This is a genomic window from Rhodopseudomonas sp. BR0C11 (assembly GCF_010820945.1).
Lineage (GTDB): Bacteria > Pseudomonadota > Alphaproteobacteria > Rhizobiales > Xanthobacteraceae > Rhodopseudomonas > Rhodopseudomonas palustris_H.
Genome location: NZ_QTKI01000702.1, coordinates 1 through 1,305, shown reverse-complemented (window position 1 = coordinate 1,305; position 1,305 = coordinate 1). Strand labels below are relative to the sequence as shown.

Here is a 1,305-nt window from a genome sequence, read left to right as displayed (position 1 = left end):
ACGTCGAGCGCCGGGACGGCCAGTCGATGCTCGGCCTGCAGAGCTGGATCGCGCTGCCGCAGGCTGCCGAAGAGATCGCGCCGGGCGCGATCTCCTGGATGTTGCCCTCGCTGTCGCGGTGCATGATCTTGCCGTCGAACAGATAGGTGACGGTGGCGAGCCCGATATGCGGATGCGGCCGGACGTCCATGCCCTTGCCGGCGATGAACTGCACCGGCCCGAAATGATCGAAGAAGATGAAGGGGCCGACCATCTGCCGCTTGCCGTGCGGCAGCGCGCGGCGAACCGCGAAGCCGTCGCCGAGATCGCGGGTGCGCGGCACGATGATCAATTCCAGCGCATCGCAGGTGGTCGGATCGCCGAGCACCGGATCGTTGGTGGGCATCCAGCTCATCGGATCACTCCCAAGTTGTCTTCGTCATTGCGAGCAAAGCGAAGCAATCTAGCCGAGTGGACCGAGGTGGATTGCTTCGTCGCTTCGCTCCTCGCAATGACGGCGTGAGGCGCGTGTAAGATGCGGCAGGCATGCCGTCGTTTGTCACGCCGTCGGCGCGGGCTGCGGGGCGCTGGCGGACTTCGCGTTGCCCTTGCGCGGCTCGCTGGTCACCGGCTTGGTCGGCACCAGCTTGCGCACCGCGGAGGCGGCGGCGATCTGGCCGCGTTCGAACAGCGCCTCATGGTTGGCTTCGATGTCGCCGAGCGCATACAGGTAGTTGACCATCAACCCGTGCGATTGCCGCATGCCGTTCGGTGACCGATCGCCGAGGAAGTTGAGCCGGTCGAGCCGCGCGCCGTTGCCGAGGTGGAAGCGGGCCACCGGATCGAGCGGCCGGCCGTTCGGCCCCTTGGCCTGCAGGAAGTAAGCGGCGGCGAGCTGCAGCACGATCGGCTTCAGCCGGTCGGCGGTGTCGGCGTCGTCGAACCAGTTCGGCGTGTCCAGCGCTTCGAGCGCGGTGCGCGCGGAAGCATCGAGCAGCGTGGAGTCAGGATTGTCGCGTTCGCGCTTCAGCCACTTCGCAAAGCCCGGCACCGGCGACAGCGTCACGAAGGTCTGCACGTTCGGCAGCTCGCGCTTGATCTCCTCAACCACCTGCTTGATCAGGAAATTGCCGAACGAAATGCCGGCAAGGCCCTGCTGGGTGTTGGAGATCGAATAGAACACCGCGGTGGTAGCATCGCTGGCGGCGATCGGCTCGCGCTCGAGATCGAGTAGCGGCGCGATCGCGGCCGGGCTGTCCTTGGTCAGCGCGACCTCGACGAAGATCAGCGGTTCGTCGACCAGCCGCGGATGGAAGAAGCCGTAGC

2 protein-coding genes are annotated in these 1,305 nt (G+C 66.1%); both read right to left on the bottom strand.

Features of this window, described 5'->3' with window-relative positions; all coding sequences use genetic code 11:
* The coding region (locus DYI24_RS26720) for a pirin family protein (protein ID WP_246701386.1) at nucleotides 1-394 on the bottom strand (394 nt) is incomplete at its 3' end.
* A gap of 144 nt (nucleotides 395-538) precedes the next feature.
* On the bottom strand, nucleotides 539-1,305 hold a 767-nt coding region (locus DYI24_RS26715; protein WP_205523712.1), incomplete at its 5' end, for a malonyl-CoA decarboxylase domain-containing protein.